This is a genomic window from Thioalkalivibrio sp. ALE31 (assembly GCF_000377405.1).
Lineage (GTDB): Bacteria > Pseudomonadota > Gammaproteobacteria > Ectothiorhodospirales > Ectothiorhodospiraceae > Thioalkalivibrio.
In genome coordinates this window covers 150667-173586 of record NZ_KB905024.1, presented here as the reverse complement: position 1 = coordinate 173586, position 22920 = coordinate 150667, and the positions used below count along the sequence as shown (strand labels likewise).

General features: G+C 67.7%; 20 protein-coding genes. 11 read left to right on the top strand and 9 right to left on the bottom strand.

The window, feature by feature from the left end; genetic code table 11:
• Positions 1-24 precede the first annotated feature (24 nt).
• The 6 genes from D103_RS0110370 to asnB all read left to right on the top strand — a co-directional run bounded on the left by D103_RS0110370 (position 25) and on the right by asnB (position 6801).
• Positions 25-1266 (top strand): Zn-dependent hydrolase, encoded by a 1242-nt coding sequence (locus D103_RS0110370; RefSeq protein WP_018867657.1) that lies wholly within the window; start codon positions 25-27, stop codon positions 1264-1266.
• Positions 1267-1291: 25 nt separating this feature from the next.
• Positions 1292-2035, top strand: a complete 744-nt coding sequence (locus D103_RS0110365; protein WP_018867658.1) for a cysteine hydrolase family protein — start codon at positions 1292-1294, stop codon at positions 2033-2035.
• A complete protein-coding gene (locus D103_RS0110360; protein WP_018876761.1) occupies positions 2032-3498 on the top strand; it encodes a sodium:solute symporter family protein in 1467 nt (488 codons plus the stop codon). Before D103_RS0110365 ends, D103_RS0110360 begins: the two co-directional genes overlap by 4 nt.
• Entirely contained in the window at positions 3495-3617 is a 123-nt protein-coding gene (locus D103_RS14325; protein ID WP_018876760.1) for a hypothetical protein, read from the top strand. The genes D103_RS0110360 and D103_RS14325 overlap by 4 nt, the downstream gene beginning before the upstream one ends.
• A complete protein-coding gene (locus D103_RS0110350; RefSeq protein WP_018876759.1) occupies positions 3614-4687 on the top strand; it encodes an aspartate carbamoyltransferase in 1074 nt (357 codons plus the stop codon). The genes D103_RS14325 and D103_RS0110350 overlap by 4 nt, the downstream gene beginning before the upstream one ends.
• 95 nt (positions 4688-4782) lie before the next feature.
• Complete coding sequence (asnB, locus tag D103_RS0110345) at positions 4783-6801, top strand: asparagine synthase (glutamine-hydrolyzing) (RefSeq protein ID WP_018876758.1); 2019 nt, start codon at positions 4783-4785, stop codon at positions 6799-6801.
• 250 nt (positions 6802-7051) lie between these two features.
• On the opposite strand, the gene glnA is transcribed toward asnB, so the two are convergent.
• Entirely contained in the window at positions 7052-8461 is a 1410-nt protein-coding gene (gene glnA, locus D103_RS0110340) for a glutamate--ammonia ligase (RefSeq protein WP_018867663.1), read from the bottom strand.
• 218 nt (positions 8462-8679) lie between these two features.
• Positions 8680-9903 carry a cation diffusion facilitator family transporter gene (locus tag D103_RS0110335; RefSeq protein ID WP_018876757.1) on the bottom strand — a complete coding sequence of 408 codons (1224 nt, stop codon included), beginning with the start codon at positions 9901-9903 and terminating at the stop codon, positions 8680-8682.
• A 162-nt stretch (positions 9904-10065) separates the two neighbouring features.
• Between D103_RS0110335 and glyQ the strand changes: the two genes are divergently transcribed.
• The 4 genes from glyQ (at position 10066) to D103_RS0110315 (ending at position 14550) form a co-directional block, all read left to right on the top strand.
• Positions 10066-11010, top strand: a complete 945-nt coding sequence (gene glyQ / locus D103_RS0110330; protein ID WP_018867665.1) for a glycine--tRNA ligase subunit alpha — start codon at positions 10066-10068, stop codon at positions 11008-11010.
• A gap of 62 nt (positions 11011-11072) precedes the next feature.
• A complete protein-coding gene (gene glyS, locus D103_RS0110325) occupies positions 11073-13154 on the top strand; it encodes a glycine--tRNA ligase subunit beta (RefSeq protein ID WP_018876756.1) in 2082 nt (693 codons plus the stop codon).
• A gap of 9 nt (positions 13155-13163) precedes the next feature.
• Positions 13164-13919, top strand: a complete 756-nt coding sequence (locus tag D103_RS0110320; protein ID WP_018876755.1) for a 1-acyl-sn-glycerol-3-phosphate acyltransferase — start codon at positions 13164-13166, stop codon at positions 13917-13919.
• Positions 13909-14550 carry a hypothetical protein gene (locus D103_RS0110315; RefSeq protein WP_018876754.1) on the top strand — a complete coding sequence of 214 codons (642 nt, stop codon included), beginning with the start codon at positions 13909-13911 and terminating at the stop codon, positions 14548-14550. The genes D103_RS0110320 and D103_RS0110315 overlap by 11 nt, the downstream gene beginning before the upstream one ends.
• A 155-nt stretch (positions 14551-14705) precedes the next feature.
• Here D103_RS0110315 and D103_RS0110310 read toward each other — a convergent pair whose 3' ends face one another.
• From D103_RS0110310 to D103_RS0110280, 7 genes are all read right to left on the bottom strand, one after another.
• Positions 14706-15446 carry a ThiF family adenylyltransferase gene (locus tag D103_RS0110310; RefSeq protein ID WP_018876753.1) on the bottom strand — a complete coding sequence of 247 codons (741 nt, stop codon included), beginning with the start codon at positions 15444-15446 and terminating at the stop codon, positions 14706-14708.
• Positions 15443-16225 carry a TatD family hydrolase gene (locus D103_RS0110305; protein ID WP_018876752.1) on the bottom strand — a complete coding sequence of 261 codons (783 nt, stop codon included), beginning with the start codon at positions 16223-16225 and terminating at the stop codon, positions 15443-15445. The genes D103_RS0110310 and D103_RS0110305 overlap by 4 nt, the downstream gene beginning before the upstream one ends.
• Before the next feature lie 10 nt (positions 16226-16235).
• The gene (locus tag D103_RS0110300) at positions 16236-17270 is read right to left on the bottom strand and encodes an NADP(H)-dependent aldo-keto reductase (RefSeq protein ID WP_018867671.1); all 1035 of its coding nucleotides are present in this window, start codon (positions 17268-17270) and stop codon (positions 16236-16238) included.
• Between the two features lie 17 nt (positions 17271-17287).
• Positions 17288-18418 carry an FIST C-terminal domain-containing protein gene (locus tag D103_RS0110295; protein WP_018876751.1) on the bottom strand — a complete coding sequence of 377 codons (1131 nt, stop codon included), beginning with the start codon at positions 18416-18418 and terminating at the stop codon, positions 17288-17290.
• A complete protein-coding gene (locus D103_RS0110290; RefSeq protein WP_018867673.1) occupies positions 18415-18873 on the bottom strand; it encodes a hypothetical protein in 459 nt (152 codons plus the stop codon). The genes D103_RS0110295 and D103_RS0110290 overlap by 4 nt, the downstream gene beginning before the upstream one ends.
• 134 nt (positions 18874-19007) lie before the next feature.
• Positions 19008-19898 (bottom strand): phosphoribulokinase, encoded by an 891-nt coding sequence (locus D103_RS0110285; RefSeq protein WP_018876750.1) that lies wholly within the window; start codon positions 19896-19898, stop codon positions 19008-19010.
• Positions 19899-19946: 48 nt separating this feature from the next.
• Positions 19947-21785, bottom strand: coding sequence for an SLC13 family permease (locus D103_RS0110280; protein ID WP_018876749.1), 1839 nt, complete (start codon positions 21783-21785; stop codon positions 19947-19949).
• A gap of 254 nt (positions 21786-22039) precedes the next feature.
• Here D103_RS0110280 and D103_RS0110275 point away from each other — a divergent pair, with 254 nt between their 5' ends.
• Complete coding sequence (locus D103_RS0110275) at positions 22040-22900, top strand: universal stress protein (protein WP_018867676.1); 861 nt, start codon at positions 22040-22042, stop codon at positions 22898-22900.
• Positions 22901-22920 lie beyond the last annotated feature (20 nt).

Below are 22920 nucleotides of genomic sequence, written 5' to 3'. Positions count from 1 at the left end.
ACGGACCCGTTTCCGGAGGGTTCCATGACGGATCTCAAGATCAACATGCAGCGCCTGCAACAGGACATCAACGACCTGGGCCAGATCGGCCGCGATGCCGACCGCGGCCTGCATCGCCGCGCCTTCAGCGAGGGCGACCGCGCCGGGCGCGAGTGGTTTCGCGGTCGCCTGGAGGCCGCCGGCCTGGACGTCTGGCAGGACGGTGCCGCCAACCTGCATGGTCGGCTGGACTATGACGGCAAGCGCCCGGTGGTCGCCATGGGTTCGCACCTAGACACGGTGCCCGGGGGCGGCCCGCTGGACGGGGCGCTGGGCGTGCTGATCGGGCTGGAGGTGCTGCGCACGGCCAAGGAGAACGCGGTCGATCTGCAGTACCCGCTGGAGGTGATCGACTTCACCGACGAAGAGGGTCGTTTCGGTGGCATGTTCGGCTCCCAGGCGATGGCCGGCAAGCTGACCCCCGAGAGTATCAGCCATGCGCGGGATCTCGAGGGCGTGACCCTGGTCGAGGCCATGGCCAACTGGGGCCTGAATGCCGACGACGCCCTGAGCGCGCGGCGCGACCCGCACACCCTGCATGCCTTCATCGAGACGCATATCGAGCAGGGGCCGGTACTCGACCGGCGCGGCCTGAGCGTGGGCGTGGTCGAGGCGATTACCGGGTTGTTCAAGTGGGAGGTGCGCCTGAAGGGGCAGCCGAACCATGCCGGTACCACGCCGATGGACATGCGCATTGATGCCTTCCAGGGCCTGGCCGAGTTCGGCGGCGAGATCGATCGCCTGCTGGAGGAGCACGGCAGCCCGAATTCGCGTGCCACCATCGGGCGCGTGGAGCTCTCGCCCGGGGCGCCGAACACGGTGCCCGGGGTGGCGACCTTCTCCTTCGAGGTGCGCGATACCGACGAAAAGGTGCTGACCGCGCTGGCGCATGCGGCCCGTCGCACCCTGTCGAGCCTGGCCCGTCGGCGTGATTTGATGTTCGAATTCGACGTGCTCTCCGAGATCGACCCGGTGCGCTGCGATCCCGGCATTGTGCAGACCATCGAGGCGCAGGCCGAGCGCATGGGTCTGGAGTACATCACTATGCCCAGTGGCGCGGCCCACGACACCCAGAGCATGAGCCGGATCACCCGTACCGGCATGATCTTCGTGCCGAGCCTCCAGGGGCGTAGCCATTCCGCCGCGGAATGGACAAACTGGGAGGACATCGAGATCGGCGCCAACGTGGCCCTGCAAAGTGCCCTGGCGCTGGCGGCCCGGCAATAAACCCCGACGAAAGGAAACGCCCGGAATGGCCGACAACAACAACGTCTCCCGCCTGACCGACTACGACTCCCTGGACCCGCTGCGCGAGCAGTACCAGGAGAGCCTGATCACCACGCCGGTCCTGCGTCAGGAGCTGCGGGAGCACCACGTCGCGCTGCTGTGCATCGACCTGCAGTACCTGGATGCCGCGCGGGGCCACGGCGTGTTCGCGGATTCCGCCGAATCCGGTGTGCCGCTGGAGGCGCAGGAGTACTACTTCAACCGCCTCGAGCAGACCGTGCTGCCCAATGTGCGCCGCCTGCAGGACGCCTTCCGCGAAGAGGGGCTGGAGGTGATCCACACCCGCATCCGCTCGCTGACCCGCGACGGCCGCGACCGCAGCCCGGGCCACAAGCGCCTGAACCTGCACGCGGCTCCCGGCTCCAAGGACGCCGAGTTCGTCGAGCAGGTGGCTCCGGTGGGGGACGAGATCGTGCTGGACAAGACCGCCAGCGGGGTCTTCAACTCCACCAACCTGCACTACATCCTGCGCAACCTGAACATCTCCGCCTTGTTCATCGTGGGCGTGTACTCCAACGAGTGCGTCTCCACGGCCGTGCGGGATGCCTGTGACCTGGGCTTTTATGTCACCCTGATGGACGACGCCACGGCCACGGTGACGCCGGAGATGCAGAAGGCCACGATCACCACCATCAAGGACCGCTACGCCCGGGTGATGACCACGGACGAGGCGATCCGCGAGATCAAGAAGGTGCAGGAGGCCTCGTGACCGGTCTCGACGACCCCATCCTCCCGACCTCCATTGCCTGGGGGCTGCTGGCGGCGTTCAGCGTCCTCTGGGTGGTGCTGGGCTGGTGGCTGGGTCGTCGCAACAAGACCGCCGAGGACCACATGCTGGCGGGCCGCAATGTCGGCCTGGCGCTCGCCACCGCCACGGCGATGGCCACCTGGGTCACCGCCAATACCACGATGACCGCCCCGCAGCTGGCGCTGCAGCTTGGTGTCTGGGGCATGCTCGGGTATTCGCTGGGTGCGCTGGGCCTGATCCTGTTCGCGCCGCTGGCGCGGCGCATCCGCGAGCTGATGCCCCGGGGCTTCACCTCCGGGGACTTCATCCGCCTGCGCTTCGGTACCTTCACCTGGCGCGTGTTCCTGGTGGTCTCGCTGATCTACGCCTTTGGCTGGCTGGTCTCGATGGCAATGGCAGGCGGGGTGCTGATCAATGCCCTGGCCGGGATCGACTATCGCGTGGGCATGACCGTGATCCTGACCGTCTGCGTGATCTACACCCTCCTGGGTGGGCTGCGCGCGGTCATCGGCACCGACTTCATCCAGACCATCATCATTATCGCCGGCGCGGCGTTCATCGCCTGGCTGACCATCGACAAGGTCGGCTTCGAGGCGATCCACTTCAACCTGATGGAAGAGCGCCCGGAACTGCTGAGCCTGCTGTTCCCGGCCGCGATCATGTTCCTGTTCAACAACCTGCTGTTTGGCGTGGGCGAGATCTTCCACTCCAACGTCTGGTGGTCGCGCGCCTTCGCCTTCGGGCGCAACGTGGGCTTTCGCGCCTACCTGTTCGGCGGGTTGCTGTGGCTGTCGATCCCGATTGTCGCCGGCTTCATCGCGCTGGCCACGCCGGCGCTGGGGATCAACGTCCCCGCGGCGGACATGGTCGGGCCGCTGGTGGCCGCCGAGGTGCTGGGTCTCACCGGGGCGATCGTGGTGTTCATCGTGGTCTTCGCCGCGCTGGCCTCCAGCCTCGATTCGCTGCTGGCGGCCACGTCCGACCTGGTGACCCGCGACATCTATCGCGGCCACATCCGTCCGCGAGCCAGCGAGCAGCACCAGTTCCGCGCGACCAAGGTAATCGTGGTGCTGCTGGGTCTGCTGACCTGGCTGGCGGCCAGCTATCGCGGCGAGATCCCGATCGTCGGCTCCCTGGCGGAGCTGCTGTACTTCACCGGGGCCTTCGTGGCCTCCGCGATCTGGCCGATCGTCGCCGGCCTGTACTGGAAGCAGGCGAACCCGCAGGGCGCCGCCTGGTCGATGATACTGGGGTCCGGTATCGGACTGGCCAGCTATTTCCTGATCGGGTTCTACGTCGCGGCCCTGGTAGGCGCGGCGGTCTCCCTGGCGGTGATGGTGCTGGCCACCTGGTTGGCCCCGCGCCCGTTCGACTGGGACCGCCTGGCCCGTGAAGACACTCATGCGATGGGGAGTCCCGCATGACGATCTCGACCACCGCCCTCTCCATCATCGTCGTGATCGCCACGCTGGTGGCGACCCTGACCCCGATCCTGTTGATCGCCCTGTTTATCCGCGACTGGAAAAAAGGACGCCTCTGGTGAACTACACCGAAGATCCCCTGCACGTGCTCCACCCGAAAGACGGCGCCGCCGGTACCGACCGGCCGCGGGCGTTGCTGGATGCGGTGGAGGAAGACCCGGATCCGCTACTGAAGCTGGCCGCCGCACACGTGGTCTCCAGCCAGCAGTTCAACCGCGAGGAACTGCTGCAGCTGTTTCGGTTGGCCGCGCAGTACGAGACGACGCCCGCCCTGATGCACTTGCCACTGGCGGGCAAGATCCTGATCAGCGCGTTCTACGAGCCGTCCACCCGCACGCGGCTGTCGTTCGAGAGCGCCTGGCACCGGCTTGGCGGGGCGGTGATGTCGATCACCGACCCCAAGAGCACCGGCATTGCCAAGGGCGAATCGCTGGCGGACATCGCCGAGATGTTCAACAACTACGGCGATGTGCTGGTGCTGCGCTCCTCCGATGGCGAGGCCGCGCACAACATGCTGGAGAACCTGCGCATCCCGCTGGTCAACGCCGGCAACGGCATCGACGAGCACCCGACCCAGGCGCTGGCGGACGTCTACACCCTGGCCAAGTGGCGCCCGGAGCTGTTCACCGGCCCGGTCGCCCCGGAGGACCGCATCAAGGTCGGCATCATCGGGGTGCCCTCGCGCATGCGCACGGTGCGCTCGCTGCTGCGCCTGCTGAGCCTGTTCCCCGACGCGATCGAAGAGGTCGTGATCATCTCGCGCGAGGACGAGAACTTCGATCCCGGCCAGCGCGAGGAACTGGCGGAGGCCGGCCTGAACCTGCGCGTGGTGCACGAGCTGGACCCGGTGCTGCCGGAGCTGGACGTGGTGTACATCAACGCCATCGCCTGGGTGGGTGATACCTTCGAGTCCATGGGTGAGGGCCTGAAGCTGGATCGCAACTCCCCGCTGAAGAAGGGCGCGATCATCATGCACCCGCTGGCGCGCGGTGCGGAGCTGTCGACGGACCTCGATGACACCCCGCACAACTGGTATTTCGCCCAGGCGCGCGGGGCGGTGTTCGTGCGCATGGCGCTGCTGACCAGCGTGGTCCGCCGTATCAGCGCGGTCATGGACACCCCGGAAGACTGAACCTCGCCCTGAACTGAACCGCGAGTGGCGTGGCGCGCCGGAACGGACCGGGCCGCGCCCCGCTCGCACCGAACGGATAACCAAGGAGACATGCCATGTGTGGCATCGCCGGAATCTTTCACGCCGACCCGGACCGCAAGGTCGACCCGCAGACCCTGGTCAACATGGCCGCGATCCAGTTTCACCGCGGTCCTGACGGCTTTGGCTACAAGACGCAGGACGACCGTGGTGTGGGATTCTCCCACGCGCGGTTGTCGATCATCGACCTCGACGAGAACCGCGGGCGCCAGCCGTTCTGCATGACCAACGGCGAGATCATGACTGCGGTCAACGGCGAGCTGTACGACTACAAGCGCATCCGCACCGATCTCACCTCGCGCGGGGTGAAGTTCCGCACCAAGAGCGATTCCGAGATGGTGATGCACCTGTACCAGCGCGAGGGGCTGGAGGACGCGGTGAAGCACTTTCGCGGCGAGTTCGCGATCTCGCTGTATGACCGCAAGCACGACCGGCTGATCCTGATCCGCGACCGCTTCGGCATCAAGCCGCTGTATTTCACCGAGGCCAACGGCAGTTTCGTGTTCGGCTCCGAACTGAAGGTACTGTTCGCGAACCCCGATGTGCCGCGCCAGTTCTCCGATGATGGCCTGTACCACCAGCTGATGCAGACCATGGTGCCCGGCACCACCGCCTTCGAGGGCATCCAGCAGGTGAAGCCGGGCCACATGGTCATCGTCGAGCGCGCCCACGGCAAGCTGAAGATCCGCCAGGAGAAGTACTGGGACATGGACTTCCCGCTGGCCTCCGAGCGCCCGCCCGAGAGCGAGACCGACGAGAACTACTGGATCGAGGGCGTGCGCGAGAAGCTGATGGAGGCCGTCCAGCTGCGCCTGGAGGCCGACGTGCCGGTGGCCTGCTACCTCTCCGGCGGGATCGACTCCTGCATCACCCTGGGGCTGGCCTCGGCCAGCCAGCAGTCGCCGGTCAAGGCCTTCACCATCGGCTTCGACAACGACGACTACGACGAGACCGCGATCGCCCGCGAGATGGCCGAGAGCGTCGGTGCCGACCAGGACATCATGACCCTGAACGCCGACCACCTCTACGACAATTTCGAAGAGGCGCTGTGGCACGCCGAGCGCACCATCTACAACACCCTCGGCGTGGCCAAGCTCCTGATGAGCCGCCACGTGAACAAGGCCGGCTACAAGGTGGTCGTGACCGGCGAGGGCTCGGACGAGCTGTTCGGCGGCTACCCGGCGTTCCGCCGCGACATGTTCCTGCACGGGCTGGATACCCTGCCGGAGGCCGACCGTCAGGCCTGGCAGCAGATGCTGAACGAGTCCAACGAACTGGTCTCCGGCGCGATGCTGGCCGAAGACGAGGTGGATGACCCCGAGTTCACCCGAATGATGGGCTTCACCCCGTCCTGCCTGCAGCCGTGGCTGGCCGCGTCCGATCACGTGCCGGGCCTGCTGCATCCGAAGCGCCGCGAGCGCATGCAGGGCTACCAGCCGGGCAAGGCGATCGCCGATGCCCTGGACAACGACATGCTGGAAGGCCGGCACCCGCTGGACAAGGCCCAGTACGTCTGGATCAAGACCATGCTGGAGGGCCAGATCCTGACCTGGGGCGGCGACCGCATGGACATGGCCAACTCGATGGAGGCGCGCCCGCCGTTCCTCGATCACCACCTGGCCGAGTTCGCCGCCCACCTGCCGCCGACCATGCGCATCAAGGGCCCCACCGAGAAGTACGTGCTGCGCGAATCGATGAAGGGCCTGCTGCCGAAGGTGCTCTACGAGCGCGAGAAGTTCGCGTTCATGGCCCCGCCGGCGCATACCGATCCGGTCAAGTGGGCGGCGATGAAGGCCCTGGCCGATCGCTACCTCGCGCCGGAGAAGGTCGAGGAGGCCGGTCTGCTGGATCCGGAGGGCGTGCGCCAAGTGTTCGAGCTGCACGAGTCCGAGGACACCCCGGCCGCGACCCAGGTCCAGCTGGACGCGGTGATCAACCACATGATCGGGGTGCAGGTGCTGTACGAGAAGTTCGTGGCCACCGACATCCCGGCGCTGGCACAGCAGAAGGCCGAGGAGTTCGGCTGGCACGCCTGATTGCCGATGAACGGTCAGAGGCCCGGGAGAGTCCTTCCGGTGCCACACGAGAAGGCCCCGCGGATCGACCATCCGCGGGGCCTTTCATTTGTGCTGCCCGAAATGCCCGATCCGGCATCGCCGGCGGTGATGACGAACGGGGCTTGGCCCGCCGGTCCCCGTGGAACCCCCCAGACACAAAAAAGCCGCCGGCCCCGGAGGGCGCGGCGGCGGATGGCCTCGCGGCCCCGAGGGGCCGGAAGCGGACGCCTTACAGGCTGTAGTACATGTCGAACTCGATCGGATGGGTGGTCATGCGCATCTGCGTGACGTCTTCCATCTTCAGGTCGATGTAGGCATCGATCATGTCGTCGGTGAACACGCCACCCTGGGTCAGGAACTCGCGGTCCTGGTTCAGGGCTTCCAGCGCCTGGTCCAGCGAATGGCAGACCTGCGGGATGCCCTTTTCCTCTTCCGGCGGCAGGTCGTAGAGGTTCTTGTCCATCGCGTCGCCGGGGTGGATCTTGTTCTGGATGCCGTCCAGGCCGGCCATCAGCATCGCGGCGAAGGCCAGGTAGGGGTTGGCGGTGGAGTCCGGGAAGCGCAGCTCGATCCGGCGCGCCTTCGGGTTCATCACGAACGGGATGCGCAGCGAGGCCGAGCGGTTACGGGCGGAGTAGGCCAGCATGACCGGCGCCTCGAAGCCCGGCACCAGACGCTTGTAGCTGTTGGTGGACGGGTTGGTGAAGGCATTCAGCGCGCGGGCGTGCTTGATGATGCCGCCGATGTAGTACAGCGCGGTCTCGGACAGGCCGCCGTAGAGGTCACCGGAGAACAGGTTCTTGCCGTCCTTGGACAGCGACTGGTGCACGTGCATGCCGGAGCCGTTGTCGCCGACGATCGGCTTGGGCATGAAGGTCGCGGTCTTGCCGTGGATGTGGGCCACGTTCTGCACCACGTACTTCAGGATCTGCACCTCGTCGGCCTTCTGCGTCAGGGTCGCCGGGCCCACGCCGATCTCGCACTGGCCGGCGGTGGCCACCTCGTGGTGGTGCACCTCGGTCTCCAGACCCATCTCGGTCATCACTTCACACATGGTGGAGCGGATGTCGTGCAGGCTGTCGACCGGCGGGACCGGGAAGTAGCCGCCCTTCACGCCCGGGCGGTGCCCGATGTTGCCGTCCTCGTAGACGCGCTCGGAGTTCCAGGACGCCTCCTGGGAGTCCACGCGGCAGTAGGAACCGGACAGGCTGGTACCCCACTTCACGTCGTCAAAGATGAAGAACTCGTTCTCCGGACCGAACAGCGCGGTGTCGGCGATGCCGGTGCTCTGCAGGTAGGCCTCGGCGCGGCGCGCCAGGGAGCGCGGGCAGCGGTCGTAGCCCTGCATGGTGGCCGGCTCGACCACGTCGCAGCGGATGTTCATGGTCATGTCTTCGAAGAACGGGTCGATCACGGCCGACTCGGCGTCCGGCATCAGGATCATGTCGGACTCGTTGATCCCCTTCCAACCGGAGATCGAGGAGCCGTCGAACATCTTGCCTTCCTCGAAGGTCTCTTCGTCGATGTCGTGGGCCGGCATGGTCACATGCTGTTCCTTGCCCTTGGAGTCGGTAAAGCGGAAGTCGACAAAGCGCACTTCCTTTTCCTTGATCTGGTTCAGCACGTCGGCTGCGGACATGGGGGTCTCCTTGGTCTTCACTTGAGTCTTCGATTTTGGCCGGCCGGCCTTTTGGCCCCTGCACGGCTTCGTGGGTCATTATGCAGGCATCATGCCATCCGGCCCGATTCGGCCCGGGCGCGCGAAAAACGGGCACCCCGGGTGCCGCGCCGCCTCCGTTTTGCACCATCATGGTGCCGTATATGCACCACGATGGTGCTTGCTGGGGTGTGCCGCACCTAATGAGTGCACGGACGATAGAGTAGCGTGACCTCGCCCAGCATGTCGCCCACCTGCGGGTGGCCGTGCAGCCGGTCGGCCAGGGCCCGGGCCCGCGCCTCCAGGTCCGGGGCCGCGGTTGCCCCGTCAAGGCGCAGGGTCAGCGTCATGTGCACCCGGCCGCCCAGGTAGTGCAGGGACAGGTGCTCCACCGCGTCCAGCTCCGGGGTGTCGGCCCAGGCCTCGCGCAGGGCCTCTACCAGTACCGGCCGTAACGGCAGCGTCGAGCTGCGCGCCTGCTCCGCGTCATTCTCCGGGTCCACGTGCACCGTGATGTCGTTGACCCGCTCATGCTCGTCGGTCACCGAATGGAACACCGCATCGGCGATCCGATGCCCCTCGGAGACCGAGATCATCGGCGCGACCTGGATGTGCACATCGGCCACCACGTCGCTGCCGTGGCGGCGGGTGCGCAGCATGTGCGCATCCTTCACCCCGGGCACGTCCAGGATGGTGCGGTGAATGCGATCCACCTTCTCCGGCTCCAGCGCGGTGTCGATCAGCTCCGCCGCGGCGCGCACGATCAGGCGCCCGGCGATATGCAGGATGAACAGGGCGACGATCAGCGCCGCCAGGGCGTCCGCCCACGGGAAGCCCGCCACCGCCGCACCCACGCCGACCAGTACGAACAGCGACGAGATTGCATCCGTACGGTGGTGCCAGGCATTGGCATCGAGCATCCGCGAGCGCAGGCGCTTCGCCACTCGGTGGGTGTACTGGTACAGGCCCTCCTTCGCGACCAGGGTCAGCGCGGCAAAGAAGATGGCCATATTGGCGGGACCGGTCATGGCCTCGGGGTCGACCAGCCGGCTGCCGGCTGCCCAGGCGATCCCCAGCCCCGCGGCTGCCAGAAAGACCCCGACGATCACCGTTGCGAGGGTCTCGATGCGGGCATGGCCGTACGGGTGGTCCTGGTCGGGGGACGCCGCAGCCTTGCGCGCGGCGAACAGCACGACACCGTCGGTGATCAGGTCCGACAGCGTATGCACGCCGTCCGCGACCAGCGCCTGCGAGTTCAGAAGCCAGCCGCTGAGCAGCTGCGCGACGGCGAGAAAGCTGTTCACGGTCGCGCCCACCAGTGTCACTCGGCGGGTGTCGCGGTAGCGCTGACCGTTCTCCGCGGTCACCGTCGGCTCCGAATTGGCGTGGGGCTCGCTCAGGGCGGTTCTCCCGAACCGGATCAAGCCTCCAGTATGGGCGCCTTCCCGGCTGGCGCAAAACCGTCTGCCGCCACAGGGAAGTGCCGACTCGCGCGGGCGTCTCCGCGTTTCGCGCTGACGCTGACGGTGGCCGAGGCTGGAGCCCGGCCGATATACTGTCCGCTTTGCCCTGACCCGGGATCCCGCATGGCGCACGAACGCACCCCGTCCAGCAGCAGCCCCACCTTCCAGGACCTGATCCGTCGCTTGCAGGACTACTGGAACGACCACGGCTGCGTGGTCCTGCAGCCCTACGACATGGAGATGGGGGCCGGCACCTTCCATCCGGCGACCTTCCTGCGCTCCATCGGGCCGGAGCCGTGGCGCGCGGCCTACGTGCAGCCCAGCCGCCGTCCTACCGACGGTCGCTATGGCGACAACCCCAACCGCCTGCAGCACTACTACCAGTTCCAAGTGCTGCTGAAGCCGTCGCCGCCGGACATCCAGGACCTCTACCTCGGCTCCCTGGAGGCGCTGGGCTTCGACACCCTCACCCACGACGTGCGCTTCGTCGAGGACAACTGGGAGTCGCCGACCCTTGGCGCCTGGGGCCTGGGCTGGGAGGTCTGGCTGAACGGCATGGAGGTCACCCAGTTCACCTACTTCCAGCAGGTCGGCGGGCTGGACTGCCATCCGGTCTCCGGCGAGATCACCTACGGCCTGGAGCGCCTGGCGATGTACCTGCAGGGGGTGGAGAGCGTATTCGACCTGGTCTGGACCGTCGGCCCGGACGGCCGCCCGGTGACCTACGGTGACGTCTACCACCAGAACGAGGTGGAGCAGTCCACCTACAACTTCGAGCATGCCGACCGCGACGCCCTGTTCGCCGCCTTCGATCAGCATGCGAACGAGAGCGACCGCATGATCGAGCTGGGCCTGCCGCTGCCGGCCTACGAGCAGATGCTGCGCGCCTCGCACAGCTTCAACCTGCTGGATGCCCGCGGTGCGATCTCGGTCACCGAGCGCCAGCGCTACATCCTGCGCGTGCGCGAGCTGTCGCGAAACGTCGCGCAGAAGTATTACGAGTCGCGCGAGGCCCTGGGCTTCCCGTTGTGCGCCGATGACGACACCAACAAGCCCGACGCCGCCTGAACCCTATTTCCCGGATCGCGCGCCCTTGCGCGCGGTCGTGATGGACCCGACACGGACCCGACATGGCTGAAGCCCGCGAACTCCTGATCGAACTGGGCACCGAAGAGTTGCCCCCCGCCGCCCTGCCGCGCCTGCGTGACGCCCTGGCCGATGGCCTGGCCAACCGGCTGAGCGAGGCCGGGCTGGAGCCGGGCGTGCCAGAGACCTTCGCCACCCCGCGCCGGCTGGCGGTGCTGTTCCCGGACGTCCCGGGGCAGCAGCCGGACCAGTTGCAGGAGCGTCGCGGCCCGGCTGTGGCCGCCGCCTTCGATGACGCCGGCGAGCCGACCAAGGCGGTGTTGGGCTTTGCCCGCTCCTGCGGCGTGGAGGTCGAGCGCCTGGAGCGCGAGACCACCGACAAGGGCGAATACCTGGTCTTTCGCCAGATGCAGCCGGGCCGCGCCCTCGGCGAGCTGCTGCCGGAGATGCTGGAGGCCGCGCTCGAAGCCCTGCCCACGCCCAAGCGCATGCGCTGGGGCAGCAGCCGCACCGAGTTCGTGCGCCCCGCGCACTGGCTGGTGGTCCTGCACGGGACCGAGGTGCTGGAGATGACGGTTCTGGAGCAGACCGCCGGGCGGGCCACGCATGGTCACCGCTTCCACCAGCCCGGCGCGCTGGAGCTGAAGCGCGGCAACGACTACGCCGAGCGGCTGCGCAGCCCCGGCTTTGTCGAGCCGTCGTTCGAGGCGCGGCGCGAAAACATCCTGGCCCAGGTGCACGAACAGGCCAAGGCCCTGGGCGGGCGTGCACTGGTGGATGCCGACCTGCTGGACGAGGTGACCGCACTGGTGGAGTGGCCGGTGGCCCTGACCGGCGGCTTCGACCCGCGTTTCCTGGATGTCCCGCAGGAGGCGTTGATCTCCACCATGCAGGACAACCAGAAATACTTCCCGGTGGTCGACGAGGCCGGGCGCATGCAGCCGCACTTCATCGTGATCAGCAATATCGAGTCGCGCGACCCGCATGCGGTGCGCGACGGTAACGAGCGCGTGCTGCGCCCGCGATTCGCCGATGCCGAGTTCTTCTGGCAGCAGGACCGCAAGAAGCGTCTGGAGGAACGGCTGGATGCGCTGGACTCCGTGGTGTTCGAGAAGCGCCTGGGCACGCTGCGCGACAAGTCCGTGCGGCTGGAGGCCCTGATGCAGCGCCTGGCCGGCCTGATGGGGCTGGATGCCGGGCTGGCCGCGCGCGCCGCGCGCCTGGCCAAGTGCGATCTGGTGACCCAGATGGTCTTCGAGTTCACCGAACTGCAGGGCACGATGGGCCGCTACTACGCCCTGCACGACCGCGAGGATGAGTCTGTCGCGGCTGCAATCGAACAGCACTACTGGCCGCGCCAGTCCGGTTCGGAACTGCCGGATGTCCCGCTGGCCCAGGCCCTGGCGCTGGCGGACCGGCTGGATACGCTGGTCGGGATCTTCGCGATCGGCAAGCAGCCCACCGGCACCAAGGACCCGTTCGCCCTGCGCCGCGCCGCGCTGGGGCTGGTGCGCATCCTGGTCGAGCGCGAACTGCCGCTGGCCCTGACCCCGCTGCTGCAGGCCGCGGCCGAGCCGATCCGCGAACGGGTGCCGGAGGCCGACCAGGCGGTGGAGCCGGTCCGCGAGTACATCCTGGAGCGCCTGCGCGGCTACCTGCTGGAGCAGGGCCAGGCGCACGAGACCATCGAGGCGGTGGCCGCGGTCGCGCCCGACACGCCGCTGGACTTCGTCCGCCGTGTACGCGCGGTCAGCCTGTTCCGCGAGCGCCCGGAGGCCGAGGCCCTGGCTGCGGCGAACAAGCGCATCCACAACCTGTTGCGCAAGGCCGGCGAGGAGGCCGAGGCCGACCTCGACCCGGAGGCCCTGGCGCTGGACGAGGAGCGTCAGCTTTACCAGGGCCTGCAGGCGGTGCGTCCCGGCGTCGAGCAGGCGGTGGCCGATGGTGACTACCTGCACGCCCTGGGCGAGCTGGCGGGCCTGCGCGATCGCGTCGATACCTTTTTCGACCAGGTGATGGTGATGGCCGAAGATGCCGCCGAGCGGCGCAACCGTCTGGCCCTGCTGCGTGAACTGCGCCGCGCGTTCGAGACCGTGGCCGACATCGGCCGCCTGGCCACGGGATAGCGCCGCCGCATGCTGCCCCTGATCCGCGGTCTGCTGTTCCAGCTCGGGTTCATCGGCTCGATGCTGGTCTTCGGCGTGCTGGTGCCACCGCTGATCTGGCCGTTCTCGCGCCGCATCCGCTACCGGGTGCTGACGCAGTGGGGGCGCTTCAATGTCTGGTGGCTGCGGGTGACCTGTGGCGTGGACTACCGGGTGCGCGGCGCCGAACACATCGATGCGTCGCGCCCGCATGTGGTGCTGTCCAAGCATCAGTCGGCCTGGGAGACCGTCGCCTTCGTCGCGATCTTCCCGATGCAGACCTGGGTGCTCAAGCGCGAGCTGATGCGTATCCCGGTCTTTGGCTGGACGCTGGCGATGATCGATCCGGTGCCAATCGACCGCGAAGGCGGGCGCCAGGCGCTGGAGAATCTGGTCACCGAGGGCCGGCAGCGCCTCGACGCGGGCCGCTGGGTGATCGTGTTCCCCGAGGGCACGCGCGTGGCCCCGGGCGAACACGGGCGCTACCGCCAGGGCGGCGCGATGCTGGCCGCGCGCACCGGTTACCCGGTGCTGCCGGTGGCGCTCAACAGTGGCAGCTTCTGGCCGAAAAAAGGCATCCGGCGCTATCCCGGCACCATCGAGGTGGTGATCGGCCCGCCGATCGAGACCGCCGGGCGCAAGCCGGTGGAGGTGCTGGCCGAGGCCGAAGAATGGATCGAGACCACCATGGCCGGAATCGAGCCGCGTCCCGCCCGTCCGTCATCGGAGCCCGCACATGGCGAATGAACCCGTGATCAGCGCGCCGCTGGTCGAACTGCGTGACCGGACCATTTACCGCATCGGGGATGGTTCGCCGGCGGTCTGGCTGATCGACGACCTCGAACTGGGCGGGATCCTGGTCAACGCGCCGGCGTATTCGGAACCCCTGCTGGCGGCGATCCGGGCCATCACCAGGCCCGCCTACCTGTTCCTGCCCAGCCGCCATGGGGCACAGGACCTGGAGGCCTGGCGGGCGGCTGGCCTCGAGACCCTGGCGTTCGAGGCGGAGGCCCCGGCGATCCGCGCGGCCGGCGGCGAGGTCGACATCGCCTTCACCCGCAAGCAGCGCCTTTCGCGCACCATCGATTTCCTGCCGATGGCCGGGGTGACCGAGGGCACCTGTGCCCTGCGCCTGAAGAACCTGCCGGGTGTCGTGTTCTTCGGCCCGGCGCTGGCCCCGGGGGCGGATGGCTGGCCCACGCTGACCCAGAATCCGGAGGACCATTCCTTCGAGGCGCGCCTGTTCGGCGCCCTGGGCGTGAAGGACCTGAAGTTTGCCTACGCCTTCTGTGATCGCTTCGACCCGGCGAGCACGCAGTATGGCCCGGACGCCGACCAGCACATCCAGGCCCGCATCGAGGCGGTATTCGACGAATAGCATCTTCGTAGGGGGCGGGGTAGTCCTGGCCTGTAGGAGGCCAGCCCTCTGGCCGATGAGGTCGGGCCGCGCCGTCTCGCTCAGGGGCCGGGCTCCCACCGGGCAGGACGGTACTTGGGGATACAGGGCCTGACGGAGCGAGCCGTGTATGGCGGTCAGGCGCGGGCGATCAGGCTCTGGATTACGTGGCCGGCGGCGGTCAGGCCGAAGATCGCGGGCAGGTAGGAGATCGTGCCGTTGACCGAACGCGGCCGGCCGCCGTCCCCCACCGGGCGGTGTTCGGTGCCCTTGCGCGGCTGTTCGATGGAGAACACCACGGGGTAGTCGAGATGCGCGCCCAGGCGCCGCAGGCGCTTGCGCATCTGGCGCGCGAGCGGGCACACGCGCGTCCCCGCCAGCGGCCCCACGCGCACGGCGGTGGGGTCGATGCGCCCGCCGGCCCCCATGCTCGAGATCACGCCCTGCCCGCGCGCCTGGGCCGTCGCGACCAGCGCGGCCTTGCAGACGATGGAGTCGATCGCGTCGAGCACGAAGTCGGCATCCTCCGGGACCAGGTCGCCGACGGTATCGGGCTGGAGGAAGTCGTGGCGGATCGTGAGCTCGATGTCGGGATCGATGTCGTGGATGCGGTTCGCCATGATCTCGGTCTTGGGTCGGTCCACGGTGGAGCGCAGCGCGACTAGCTGGCGATTCAGGTTGGAGGCGCCCACCACGTCGTGATCCGCCAGGGTCATGCGCCCGACGCCGGCGCGGGCGATGGCCTCGGCGGCGTAGCTGCCGACCCCGCCGAGACCGGCGATGAACACATGCCGGTCCCGCAGGCCGGCCGCAACCTCGTGCCCCAGCAGCAGGTCGGTCCGTTCGGTGTAGGGATTGTGGGGGGCGGCGGAACTCATGCGTCGGGACCGGTCGGAAGCCGGAGGACCCGGCGTGCGTTTTGTGACGTGATTATAGCCATCTCTTCGGGATCCATGTCCCGCAGGGCCGCGAGCCGGCGATTGACCTCGGCCGTCATCGCCGGTTCGTTGCGCTCACCCTGATGTCCGGCCAGGGGCTGATCGGGTGCATCGGTCTCCACCACCAGGGTCTCCAGCGCCGCGTCGCGCACCACGCGGTGCAGCTTCTTCGCCCGCTCGAAGGTCACCGGGCCGCCGATGCCCAGGCAGAAGCCCAGGTCGGCCGCCTGGCGGGCCTGCTGCGGGCTTCCGATGAACGCATGCAGGATGCCGGTCAGGCCTGGTTGCTGGCGCAGGCCCTTCAGCACCGCGTCCAGCGCGCGCCGGCTGTGGATAATCACCGGCAGGTCGCGTTCGCGCGCGATGGCCAGCTGCCGCGTGTAGAACCGCCACTGGCGGTCCCAGTCGAGACCCTCCTGATAGCCGTCCAGCCCGATCTCGCCGACCGCAATGGTCTCGGGGTGCGTGTCCAGCCAGGCCTCCAGCGCGTCGAGGTCCGCGTCCGCATGGTCCTGCAGGAAGATCGGGTGCAGGCCGTAGGCGACATGCAGGCCCGCGTGCTGGCGGTACAGGGCCTCCAGGTCCGGCCAGCGTGCCCGCGTAACGCCGGGCAGGACCAGCTCCTGAACCCCGGCGGCGCGGGCGCGGTCCAGCACGGCCGGGCGATCCGGATCGAACGCGTCCAGGTCCAGGTGGACATGCGTATCGATCAGGTTCATGGGGGCTGGCCTACGGACAGGGGTAGGTATAGCGGTCGTGGATGGCCTCGATGGCCTCCAGCACGGCGTCGGACAGGGTGATGTCCACGGTCGCGATGTTCTCGCGCAGCTGCTCCATGGTGGTCGCCCCGATCAGGTTGCTGGTCACGAAGGGCTGCTGGTTGACGAAGGCCAGCGCCAGCTGGGACGGGGTCAGGCCATGTTCGTGCGCCAGACGTGCGTACTCCGCGGTGGCGGCCAGGCCGGATTCGTTGCTGTAGCGCTGGAAGCGCTCGAACAGCGTCAGGCGTGCCCCCGCAGGCTTTGCCCCGTCCAGGTACTTGCCGGAGAGCATGCCGAAGGCCAGCGGCGAGTAGGCCAGCAGGCCGGCATCCTCGCGGATGGCCATCTCGGCCAGCCCGGCCTCGAAGCTGCGGTTGAGGAGGTTGTAGGGGTTCTGGATGGAGACGATGCGCTCGGACAGGCCACGGTCATGGGCGCGGATCCACTCCATGAAGCCCCACGGGGTCTCATTCGAGATGCCGATGGTGCGCACGCGGCCGCTCTCGACCACCGCCTTCAGTGCCGCCGCGGTCTCCTCGATCGGGGTCGCGGCATCATCCGGCTTGTGGGCGTAGCCGAGCTGGCCGAAGAAGTTGGTGGCGCGCGCCGGCCAGTGGACCTGGTACAGATCCAGGTAGTCGGTCTGCAGGCGCCGGAGGCTGTCGTTCAGGGCCTGCTCGATGTGTTCGCGATTCAGCTGCGGACCGCCGCGCAGGTAGTCGATCATGCCGGGGCCGGCGACCTTGCTGGCCAGCACCACCTGATCGCGGTTGCCGCGCTTGGCCAGCCAGTTGCCGATGTAGCTCTCGGTCAGGCCCTGAGTCTCCGCGCGCGGCGGGACCGGGTACATCTCGGCGGCATCGATCAGGTTTACGCCCTGGTCGAGGGCGTAGTCCAGCTGCTCGTGGGCCTCGGCCTCGGTGTTCTGCTCGCCCCAGGTCATGGTGCCCAGGCCAATCAGGCTGACCTCGATCTCGGTGCGTCCCAGTTTGCGGTATTGCATGCGGTCCCCTTGGCGGTTCAGGTGAACAGGGTCAGGACCCCGGTATAGCCGTACAGGCGGTTGGCGAAGATCTCGCCGTTGGCGAAGAAGCCGACCAGGGGCACGTCGCCCAGGTGTTTCTGCACGATGCCCAGTTCCGTGCCTTCCTGGGCGAATTGGTGGCGCCCGCGCCCCACGCAGGAGACATAGATCGCGCCGCGAATCCCGTTGGGCGCCTGGGCGCGGATCTGCTCCAGCATGCGCTCGAGGTCCTCGATGGCCGCCTGGCCGTCGCGGCGCACGAACAGGATCTGCGAGCCCGGCTCGAGCATCTCGCCGACGGCCAGCACCTGCTGGTCCAGGTCGATCCCGATGATGTTGCGCACGCGGTAGTCGCCGGTGTCCGACCCCGGGATCGGGAAGCCCACCAGGATGTAGCCCAGTGCCCGCTCCAGGTCGCGCGACAGCACATCGCCGATGATGCCCTTGAACGCCGGCAGGGCCTGCTGGCCGTCCAGGCGCACGATGATATTGCGCCAGGTCTCGGTCAGCTCGTGCTGGCCCGGGAGAGGCGTGCAGCCCTGGCTGTGGCGCGCGGCGATCGGGACATCGTCGCGCAGCGCCAGCCCGGTGATGCCGGAGGCGGCGACGCCGTCGGCGATCTGCACCACGCCGTCGTCCCCGGAGTTGACGCCGCCGGTCGCGAACCAGGCGGTGCGCTCGCCGATCTCGGTCAGGATGCCCTCCAGCCCTTCCATGCGCGGGTCGGCGTTGAGGATCAGCCGGCCCGGGGTCTGCGGGTCGAGGAACCCGTCGAGTTCCTTCACGAGCTCGTCGAAGCCGCGCACCGGGTGATAGATCACGCGGACGCTGGCGGCCGGAAACTCGCCGATCATCAGGGTCGCGCCGGTCTGTTCGTAGAGCTCGTCGTGCGGGCCGATCACGGCCATGGCCATGCCGCCGACGAAGTGATCCACCCCCAGCCCCTCGCGCAGGTGTTTCAGCAGGGTGCGGGCGTGGCGGCTGAGCGCATCGGAGAGGTAGATGAAACCGACCCGCACCTGATCCCCGGCGCGCGGCGGCTGTTCGCCCAGCTCGGCGATCAGGGCGTCGGCCAGGGCCCGGGGTTCATCGCCGCGGGCGGTGGCACTGCGAAAGGCATTGGTCATAAACCGAGTTGCTCCAGCATGCTCAGGGCCTCGTTGTCGTCGACCGGCAGGCCGGGGTGCGCGTTCAGGCCGCCGTCTTCGGTGAAGACCAGGCGGGCGTGGTGGCGGGTGTCCAGTTCTTCCAGGAACCAGGCGATTTCCGAGGGATGCACCGCGTGGTCGCCGCGCATCAGGTGACGGACCAGGATGGCGTCCTCGCGCACGTCGAGAAACAGGGGCTGCGGCAGCTCCAGTGGCAGGATATGGGTCTGCACCAGCCACTCCACGGGGCTCGGCCGCCGTCGTGGCAGCGGGCGGCTGTCGATGCGGAAGTGCCCGCCGCCGCCCGGCTGCTTCAGGAGCTCCTCCAGCCAGTCGCCGGTGAAGCCCTGGTGAACGATCAGCGAGCGACCGGTGTAGCGGCCGCGAAAGCGCTCCATCTGCTGGGCCGGCCGCGGCCCGAAGAGTCCGAACACGCCTACTCCGTCCTGTCCGTTAAAGCCTGAATCCTAGCGGAATGGCGGGCCCGAAACGAAAAAAGCCCCGCCGGAGCGGGGCTGGGGAACTTCCCGGGAGCCGGGGAGACGCCGGGCGGGCGCCTCCCGGCAAATCAGCCGCGACGCGACAGCATGTCGTGGATGATCGGGCCGAGGATGACCTCCATCGCGAAGCTCATCTTGCCGCCCGGGACCACCAGGGTCTTGGGGTTGGACATGAAGGAGTCCGGGATCATGTTCAGCAGGTAGGGGAAGTCGATGCCGAACTTCGTCGGGTCCTTGAAGCTGATCACCACCATGGACTCGTCCGGGGTCGGGACCGCACGGGCGATGAACGGGTTGGAGGTGTCCACGGTCGGCACGCGCTGGAAGTTGATGTCGGTGTAGCCGAACTGCGGGGTAATGTAGTTCACGTAGTCCGGCATGCGGCGCAGGATCGTGTCCACGATTGCCTCGGCGGAATAGCCGCGCTCGGCGTTGTCGCGGAAGATCTTCTGGATCCACTCGAGGTTCACGATCGGCACCACGCCGATGCCCAGGTCCACATGCTGCGCGGCGTTCACGTTACCGTCCACGACCAGGCCGTGCAGGCCCTCGTAGAACATCAGGTCGGTGCCCGGCTGGATCTCTTCCCAGGGGGTGAACTCGCCCGGGCCCAGATTGGTGCCGAGGCGCTGGTTGTGCTGCGCGGCTTCCTCGTCGGAATGCAGGTAGTAGCGCTTCTCGCCCTGGCCGGTCTCGCCGTAGGTCTTGAACAGGCCCTCGATGCGATCGAACAGGTTGGCCTCCGGGCCGAAGTGCGAGAAGTGGTGATTGCCCTCGTCCGCGGCCTTCTGCATGGCTTCCTTCATCGCCTTGCGGTCATAGCGATGGAAGCTGTCGCCCTCGATCACGACCGGGTTGATCTGCTCGCGACGGAAGATCGACTCGAAGGAGCGCTTTACGGTGGAGGTGCCGGCACCCGAGGAACCGGTCACCGCAATCACGGGATGCTTCTGGGACATGGGATTTCTCCTTGCAAACGGGTTGCACAAAGGTCGTTGAAAGAAAGCCTAGAAAATCAGATTGAGCATGAACATGGCGACCACGGCGAACAGGATGGTCATGATGCCGCCGGCCTTCATATAGTCCTTCACCCGGTAGCCGCCGGGGCCCATGATCAGGGCGTTCACCTGGTGGGTCGGGATCAGGAAGGAATTCGAGGTCGCGATCGCGACGGTCAGCGCGAACACGCGCGGGTCGGCGTCCATGCCCGCGGCCTGCGCGGCGATCGCGAAGTTGATCGCCAGCGGCACCAGCAGCACGGTCGCGCCGACGTTGGACATGACCAGAGTGAAGAACGTGGCCAGCGCGAAGATCGTCGCCTGCAGCACCCAGGGCGGCACGGTCCCCAGCATGTCGAGCGTGTTCTGCGCGATCCATGCCGCGGTACCGGTGTTCTCCACCGCCATCCCCAGCGGGATCAGCGAGGCGAGCAGGAACACCGTCTTCCAGCTTACCGCGCGATAGGCACTGTCGAGGCTGATCACGCCGGTCAGGATCATGCCCAGCGCGCCGGTCAGCAGGGCCACCGACAGCATCAGGTCGGTGAACACGATCAGGCCCACGGTCAACGCCAGGAAGAACAGGGCATGCGGCACCTTGGAGGGGCGCAGTTCCTCGTGCGGGTAGTCCGAGGTGATCACCACGAAGTCGCGATCCTGTTCCAGGCGCGCCAGGGATTCCCAGGTGCAGTGCACCACCAGGATGTCGCCCGGTTCCAGCGGGATGTCGCGCAGGCCCTCGCCATAGGTCTCGTTGCCGCGCTGGATGCGCATCACCGACAGCCCGTAGGTCTGGCGCATGGCCAGCTCGGTCACGGTCTTGCCCGCCAGGTTCGAGCCCGGCGCGATCGCCACCTCGGCGACCCCGGAACGGCCGCTGTCCAGGGCGTTGGCGAACACGTCCAGATTCGTCGAGGGGCGCTTGCGCGTGCCCTCGCACAGCTTTTCCATCCGCGCGGGGCTGGCCAGCACCGCCAGATGCGAGTTGGCCTGGATCTCGTAGCCGGTCCACGGCGCCATGCGCAGCTCGTCGCGGACGTAGGTCCCGACGATCGCGATGCCGGTCTCGCGTTCGATCTCGGCCACCGTGCGCCCGACCATCGGGTCGTTCTCCGGGACGAACAGCTCGTGGATCTCGTAGGACAGGCCGTACACGCGCTGGAAGTAGTCCTGCGCGTTCTCGCGCTGCGCCGACTTGGTCTTGACCGAGGGCAGGACGAAACGCCCCAGCAGCACGAAATAGATGATCGCCGTGGCCAGCAGGGCCAGGCCGATCGGGGTCACGTCGAACAGCTGGAACGGTTCCATGTCGGAGGGCAGCAGGTCGTTCAGCAGGATCAGCGGGCTGGAGCCGACCAGGGTGATGGTGCCGCCCACGATCGCCGCGAAGCCCATCGGCATCAGGAGGCGCGACAGCGGGATGTTCAGGCGGTTGGAGATGCGGCTCATCACCGGCATGAACAGCGCGGCGGCGCCGATGTTCTGCATGAAGCTGGAGATCACGCCGACCGTGCCGGAGACCGTCGGGATGATGCTCTTCTCCGTGGTGCCGCCCACCCGCATGATGAACGCCGCGACCTTGTGCATGACGCCGGTCTTGTCCAGGCCGGCGCCGATGATCATCACCGCGATGATCGAGATCACCGCGTTGGAGGCAAAGCCGCTGAACAGTTCCTCCTGGCCGACCAGCATCCCGAGGCCCGGCACCAGCGTCAGCAGGCCCAGCAGCACCATCACCGAAATGGCCGCGAGGTCCACCCGGATGATTTCGGATACAAACAGGAAGATCGTGAACGCGAGCAGCGCGAGCACCACGATCATCTCGGTGGTCAGCGTAAGGTTTTCCATGTTCCAGTCGTGTCCTGAAGACCCGCGCCGGACGGCGCGTGGCCGGAAGCCGAAGGGGACGCGCGCCGGGCGCGGGCGCCGAGGCGGGTCGGAGGAAACGGGTTCCGCCTTTCCCTTGAAAGCGCGGGATTATTTCATCCCGCGGGCACGGACGCAAAAAACGCGCCGTGGATGGCTGCGCCATGGCACTCGCCGTGCTGGCGTTTGCCGGCATGTCGGTTATGCTGAGCAAAAAGTCCAGGTGGAGACCCCGTATGTCCGAATCCGATGCCCCGCTGTGCCGTTTCGAGACCATTGTCCTGGCGACGGATGGTTCCGAATTCAGCGTAGCCGCCGAGAATGTGGCGCTGGACCTGGCGCAGCGCTGCGGCGCGCGCCTGGTGGTCGCCCGCATCATTCCAACGGACACCCAGCACGACGCCCTGTCGCCGCCGCGCAGCCACGAGGCGAGCGTGGCCGGCCAGGCCGATCTGGATGCGCTGGAGAAGCGCGCCCGCGAGGCGGGCATCGACGCCTCGATGATCCTGCGCCACGGGGTCGACCGGCATCAGGAGATCGTCGCCATTGCCGAGGAGTACAAGGCCGGCCTGATCGTGATCGGCCGGCGTGACCGGGGCGATCTGTCACGCCTGATGGTGGGCGACGCCACGCGCAAGGTAATCGGTCTGGCGCCCTGCAACGTGATGGTCGTCCCGCGCGGTGCCGAGGCCCCGCACCGCGGGCTGCTGGTCGGGACCGACGGCTCCGACCTGGGCGACCAGGCGGTACGGGCCGCGATCGAGCTGGCGGGTTACTGCGACCTGCCCCTGACGATCGCCACGGTGGCGGTACCGGGCCAGAGCGACGAGCGCCGCCAGGAGGGCGTGGAGGCGGTTCAGCGCCTGCAGGGCGAGGCGCGCGAGCAGGGCCGGAAGGCGGATGCCACCACCGAGGAAGGCCGGCCGGAGCTCGCGCTGGTGGAGATCGCCCGGCGCGACCAGCGCGACCTGATCGTGCTCGGCAGCCATGGCCGCACCGGCCTCAAGCGCCTGCTGATGGGCAGCGTCTCCGAGCGCGTGATCGGCGGGGCCGAGTGCCCGGTGCTGGTGGTCAAGAACGCCTCAGGGAAACCCTGAAATCAGTGTTTCCCTGAGGC

Bases quoted from the DNA above. Each gene is read 5' to 3' on its own strand.
- D103_RS0110370 (WP_018867657.1), top strand. From the start codon at position 25: ATGACGGATCTCAAGATCAACATGCAGCGCCTGCAACAGGACATCAAC.
- D103_RS0110365 (WP_018867658.1), top strand. From the start codon at position 1,292: ATGGCCGACAACAACAACGTCTCCCGCCTGACCGACTACGACTCCCTG.
- D103_RS14325 (WP_018876760.1), top strand. From the start codon at position 3,495: ATGACGATCTCGACCACCGCCCTCTCCATCATCGTCGTGATCGCCACG.
- asnB (WP_018876758.1), top strand. From the start codon at position 4,783: ATGTGTGGCATCGCCGGAATCTTTCACGCCGACCCGGACCGCAAGGTC.
- glnA (WP_018867663.1), bottom strand. From the start codon at position 8,461: ATGTCCGCAGCCGACGTGCTGAACCAGATCAAGGAAAAGGAAGTGCGC.
- glyQ (WP_018867665.1), top strand. From the start codon at position 10,066: ATGGCGCACGAACGCACCCCGTCCAGCAGCAGCCCCACCTTCCAGGAC.
- glyS (WP_018876756.1), top strand. From the start codon at position 11,073: ATGGCTGAAGCCCGCGAACTCCTGATCGAACTGGGCACCGAAGAGTTG.
- D103_RS0110320 (WP_018876755.1), top strand. From the start codon at position 13,164: ATGCTGCCCCTGATCCGCGGTCTGCTGTTCCAGCTCGGGTTCATCGGC.
- D103_RS0110315 (WP_018876754.1), top strand. From the start codon at position 13,909: ATGGCGAATGAACCCGTGATCAGCGCGCCGCTGGTCGAACTGCGTGAC.
- D103_RS0110310 (WP_018876753.1), bottom strand. From the start codon at position 15,446: ATGAGTTCCGCCGCCCCCCACAATCCCTACACCGAACGGACCGACCTG.
- D103_RS0110305 (WP_018876752.1), bottom strand. From the start codon at position 16,225: ATGAACCTGATCGATACGCATGTCCACCTGGACCTGGACGCGTTCGAT.
- D103_RS0110300 (WP_018867671.1), bottom strand. From the start codon at position 17,270: ATGCAATACCGCAAACTGGGACGCACCGAGATCGAGGTCAGCCTGATT.
- D103_RS0110295 (WP_018876751.1), bottom strand. From the start codon at position 18,418: ATGACCAATGCCTTTCGCAGTGCCACCGCCCGCGGCGATGAACCCCGG.
- D103_RS0110285 (WP_018876750.1), bottom strand. From the start codon at position 19,898: ATGTCCCAGAAGCATCCCGTGATTGCGGTGACCGGTTCCTCGGGTGCC.
- D103_RS0110280 (WP_018876749.1), bottom strand. From the start codon at position 21,785: ATGGAAAACCTTACGCTGACCACCGAGATGATCGTGGTGCTCGCGCTG.
- D103_RS0110275 (WP_018867676.1), top strand. From the start codon at position 22,040: ATGTCCGAATCCGATGCCCCGCTGTGCCGTTTCGAGACCATTGTCCTG.